The sequence below is a fragment of the Neptuniibacter sp. UBA6509 genome (assembly GCA_002435145.1).
Lineage (GTDB): Bacteria > Pseudomonadota > Gammaproteobacteria > Pseudomonadales > Balneatricaceae > Neptuniibacter.
This window is the reverse complement of the sequence record DJLT01000117.1, coordinates 1-5007: the sequence shown is the minus strand read 5'-3', so window position 1 is coordinate 5007 and position 5007 is coordinate 1. Positions and strand designations below refer to the sequence as shown.

General features: G+C 41.0%; 3 protein-coding genes. 1 reads left to right on the top strand and 2 read right to left on the bottom strand.

Annotated features, from left to right (window positions below):
- Positions 1-177: 177 nt before the first annotated feature.
- Together B4K11_RS15420 and B4K11_RS15415 are read right to left on the bottom strand one after the other, a co-directional pair.
- Positions 178-2556 carry a S8 family peptidase gene (locus B4K11_RS15420; protein ID WP_292951987.1) on the bottom strand — a complete coding sequence of 793 codons (2379 nt, stop codon included), beginning with the start codon at positions 2554-2556 and terminating at the stop codon, positions 178-180.
- 18 nt (positions 2557-2574) lie between these two features.
- Entirely contained in the window at positions 2575-3549 is a 975-nt protein-coding gene (locus B4K11_RS15415; RefSeq protein WP_292951990.1) for an AAA family ATPase, read from the bottom strand.
- 407 nt (positions 3550-3956) lie between these two features.
- Here B4K11_RS15415 and B4K11_RS15410 point away from each other — a divergent pair.
- Positions 3957-5007 (top strand): IS3 family transposase gene (locus B4K11_RS15410; RefSeq protein WP_292959455.1). Its coding sequence is split into 2 segments (ribosomal slippage), with 1052 coding nucleotides annotated over them: positions 3957-4209 and positions 4209-5007; the frame shifts between segments, so codons are not numbered across the junction. This gene is flagged as partial in the annotation.

The following is a 5007-nucleotide window of genomic DNA, read 5'->3' as shown; positions in this document are numbered from 1 at the left end:
TTAGTTTTCACACGGCCTGTGCCAGAAGCAGACATAAACGATTTTTTAATGTCGCTATTATTAAATAGCGTACGTATGTTAATGATGACAAACCAATATTTTTATAAGGAAGTTATGCGATACGATACCGCCTTAACAATCGTTTAAGGCGGAGATAATTAATCTTCTGTAAGATCTCTATGCTTGATTACGTATCCGTTCCTTCTCTCGAAGCTTTTGGGTGATCTGCGTATATAGCTGGGCAGTTTCGTTTTCCCGGTCTGTCGCTGTTATCACTAACGCGTATTTCTCTTCTTCAGAACATATATCTTTACCCCATTCATAATCTTGCCGAGTAACAACTACAAACCATTTATGCTTAGGTGATAGCTGTTTTAATTTCCAGTATGAGGATTGAATGGTTCCTTTAGAACGTTGTTCGCTGGTTATTGTTCTATTTTGAGTAGTTGCTTCATCTAAAGTAGCCACCTCTTTCTTCTTCCGGTTGTCAAAGTGCTTTTCAACTTCTTCTATTGAAGAACCTTTGACTAGGTTGAACTTAAGACGTGTTGCTCTGTAGTCCAAACGAGTTGTACGCACCGGGGGAGAGTAGGCTAGTGTGACTCTTAGTTCACGGAGCGCTTTTTTAGATCTCAAGAAATCTTCGGGAAGTGGAAGTTCAAAAAATTGATGGCAGTCATTTTTAATACTGTCTTCTGCTATTAGCACGACTGAGTCTTCGCCAGATCGATAGAGTGTTTCTTCATGAACAGTTCCATATCCCGATATGTCTCTTGTCATGTCACGATTAGAATTGTTTTTTTTGTAAGCTTGAATTTCTTCTTTACTAAATATGCTTTGGCTTTCTTGAAGAAGGTTCGCGTGATTTACAAGTAGGGCACGAAGCAAATTTGCTGAAGCATCTGGGTATTCGTTCAAAAGTCGCCCTGCTAAGTGGGATATATATGGCGCGGCAAAGCTAGTCCCACAGATTTCTTTATATAGGGTGTTTCCTGAAAACTTACTGTTGCATGTTAATACACCTAAGCCTCGCATCTCTGCTTGCCACTGCTGGTTATCTTGTCTTATAGGAGAAGCTAGATTTCCACCCGTAGCCATTAAGTCAGGTTTTAGGGCTCCGTTGACTGATGGTCCATGTCGAGTAAAAGGCGATGGCTGATTTTCTTGAGCTGGTGATAGTTGTGATATTTCAGGATACCTTAGTTCATCAAGTGTAGCGTTATGTCTTGCGACAGCACCAACTGTCAGAACGTTGAGCGCAGGGGCTGGATCGATAATTATGCTTTCTTTATCTAAAAGGTACTCAGGGTATTCATCACGCCAACTATTTCTTGGAACAGGAGGTTCTTCACTGCCAGTAAAATTTCCTGTTGAAACAATGAATAGAGCATTGCATTTACGCGTAAGGCTATCTAATACATAAGAAATGCCTCGAATATGTTTGCCATCATATGGAGCGTTTTGATTTCCAAGAGACAAATTAAAAATGCGACAGCCTAAGTTTACGAAGTACTCGACAGCTTCTGTTAATGTTTTCTCAATAGAGTTTTGATCAAAATTTGCATTTTTATCGAGAACTTTGCCGTTATAAATCCATAATGAAGGTTTCCAAAAATTGCTACTATCGCATGCTTCTAAGTCTCCATATAGCGCAATTCCTGCCACAGCAGTTCCGTGGCCATTTTCATCGAACTCATCTTCACCTTCAACAAAGGATGCGCTTTCAGCTATTGCTGGTGCTAAAAGAGGATGGTTTGTTGTAATGCCGCTATCTAGTATACAAATCTTGGCTGCATTAGAATCAGGGGGAGGTAGATTTTGTGGTATCTGGTTTATATCTCTGTTCAATTGTTGATAGCTAATACCTGTATCAGGAGTAAGGTCAACAATACGAATATCGCTATGATTCAGAAGTAGATCAACTTTTTCTGTTGTAACTTGGACACGATACATTACAAGGCTATCTAAGTTTAGCTTGTCTATGCGTTGAATGTTCTGCTCAGCTAGCCATTTTTCGAATCTATCACAAATGATTTTTCGGTTAGGGTGATTAGCGGCTTTTATTGGCCAAAGTTCAATGTCTAGTTTAAAGGTTTCCGTATTTGGGAGTCCTTTATTTTGAATTGCCCAGCTCTCGCGATCAGCTGGCGTCCAGTTATCTATTCCATTTAAGGCTTCAAGAATATTTTTATAAGTGATGTCGTCATCGTTTACACCGAGTCGTTCTAAATGATCTGCAAATGTAGCCAATCCCTCTTCATCTGCGAAAACAATGCATAATTGTTTATCTTCTTGGCTTATAAATTCAACACCGTGAGATTTTAAGTTTTCAAAGGTAAGTGGTCCGTCGTAACTTAGCTTTAGTACACGGCGTCCATCAGATGAAGGTATTTGTTGTTCGGCTGTTTGTTTTGCTTGCGCAAAAAAAGCATTTAGCTTTTGTCCATGAGACCGTAAATTATCTCTCTTCGGAGCGGGAATGTTGAATTTTCTTGTTCTTCTATCGTTTGATTTTGTCTCTTTTTGTATAGCAATATGTTTGAATTCGTCAGCCATTTATAATCCCTTTGGTATTTATCGACGCTTTTCCCTTGCGATAGCGTTATCCAAGTCTTTAATCGTTATGAATTCTTGGCTTCGCAAAATCATACGTTTGGTAGCCCGGCGTACTATACGCTCAATATCAGCACCACTTCGGTCTTTAAGCTTGCTAATTAAATCTTTATCATCCAGTTCGAATTGTCGTCGAACGCCCCTCAGCTTGAGCTGAAGTAGTTGAGAAAGCTGAGTTTCATTTGGAAGAGGAATCTCAATGATTTCATCGAATCTCCGCCAGATAGCAGTATCCAGTATTTGCTCATGATTAGTAGCGGCTAAGATCAAGCTCTTACCTTGATAAGCATCAATCATTTGTAATACTGAGTTCACTACTCTACGAAGTTCTCCATGCTCGCCACTATCACTGCGTTCTTTGCCAATAGCGTCAAATTCGTCAAATAGCACTACTAATTGATGCTCTGCGATGAAGTCGAAGACTTTACGCAAATTAGCAGCGGTCTCACCGAGAAAAGAAGAAACAAGAGCGTCGAGTCGCACAACCGCTAACGGGCTATTAAGCTCGTATGCTATAACCTCTGCTGTAAGTGTTTTACCGCATCCAGGAGGTCCATAGAACATTACCTTATTAGAAGCTTTTAGACCAAAGCTACGAAGCGTATCGCTTCGACGATGTTCCTCTAGCAATTCCTCTATGGTGTGAATAACTGATTCAGGGAGTATGATTTCCTCTAGTGCTCTCTGAGGTGTTTTGAGATCAACGAGGGAAAAGCCTCTTTCGCTATCAACCGGCGTGTTATCAATGAGAGGGCCTTGGGATTTTGATGGCTGCAGGTGTTCACCGTAAAGAATCTGCTCGAGATCATTAGCTAGAAGGTGGTGCTGTTTCTGTCTTTCGCCTTCAATAATAGATTCTGATACCCGACGAAAAGCTTCAGAATCACCACTAGCACCTGCTTTGATTAGCTGTCTTAATACTTTACCGTTCGCCATGCTGAATCTCCCTAGATGAACGTATATCCCACCTATTACTTCTGTGATGAATATTCTACTGAATGCGTTCTGTTAAGTCTTCAAAAATAAGAACCGTAGTCTTATGCAGCCGGTTATAAATTGTACTACGACATTGTCATTACCACATTGGACAATCCTATTGACGCTGGTAACAACTCTCAATACTCATCAGTAACTATTAACGCGCTAAAACAAAATACTGGAAGTCTTTTTATTAAGAAGTAAATCCATTCACATTTGGTCCGCTTTTGGCACAAAGCGGACATTTCTTGAACCTGGATCGAACTAGAAAAGCAGCCAATTGGCTGCTTTGTTTGGTAATCCCCCCGAAAAATAATGGTGCGCAAAAGTAGAATTTTCTCGTAATCTATACGCAGGAGATTCAAATGAAAAAATCACGTTACACCGACAGCCAGATCATGGCGATTCTTAAACAAGCTGAAGCAGGTACACCCATCCCCGAACTGTGTCGTGAACACGGCATGAGTTCAGCTTCATTCTATAAATGGCGCGCAAAATTCGGCGGTATGGATGCATCCTTAATGGCTCGCATGAAGGAGCTAGAGGAAGAAAACCGTCGCTTAAAGAAGATGTATGCAGAAGAAAGGCTCAAGGCGGAGATTGTTCAAGAAGCTTTACAAAAAAAGTGGTGAAGCCGTCTCAACGCAAGGAGATGGCACAACATATAGTTGCTGCTAAAGGCATCAGTATCAGGCAGGTATGTTTAGCGTTCGGCATTAACGAAACCTGTTATCGCTACGAACCTAAGCTGGTTTCTGAAAATACAGAAATTTCAGACTGGTTGATTCGTCTGACTGATAAAGAAACGGATTGGGGTTTTGGTTTATGTTTTGATTACCTACGTAACGTGAAAGGCTTTCCCTGGAATCACAAAAGGGTCTATCGTATCTATTGTGATCTAGCATTAAATCTGAGGATACGACCTCGTAGAAGGCTTAAACGGCATAAACCCGAACCATTAAAGCAACCGTTACGCTCAAACCAAGTCTGGTCAATCGATTTTATGCACGACCAGTTGTCTGATGGCAGGAACTATCGGCTATTTAATGTGATCGATGATTTCAGACGTGAAGGCCTAACGATTGAAGCAGGTTTCTCCTTACCTTCAATGCGGGTCATACGGTCGCTTAATCAGTTGATTGAATGGCGAGGCAAGCCGCTGGTAATCCGTTGTGATAATGGCCCTGAATTTATCAGCCATGAGTTCACAAATTGGGCGTTAAAGAACGAAATACGTATCGAATACATTCAACCAGGCAATCCACAGCAGAATGCCTATATTGAGCGTCACAATCGCACGATCAGGTATAGCTGGGTGAGTAAACACCTCTTTGAAACACTGGATGAGGTACAAGACTATGCAACAAAGTGGTTATGGTTTTACAATCATGAACGGCCACACAAAGCCAATGGCGG

What these genes read in the sequence shown, in the direction of transcription:
- B4K11_RS15415 (WP_292951990.1), bottom strand. Translation starts at nt 3,549, where the DNA reads ATGGCGAACGGTAAAGTATTAAGACAGCTAATCAAAGCAGGTGCTAGT.
- B4K11_RS15420 (WP_292951987.1), bottom strand. Translation starts at nt 2,556, where the DNA reads ATGGCTGACGAATTCAAACATATTGCTATACAAAAAGAGACAAAATCA.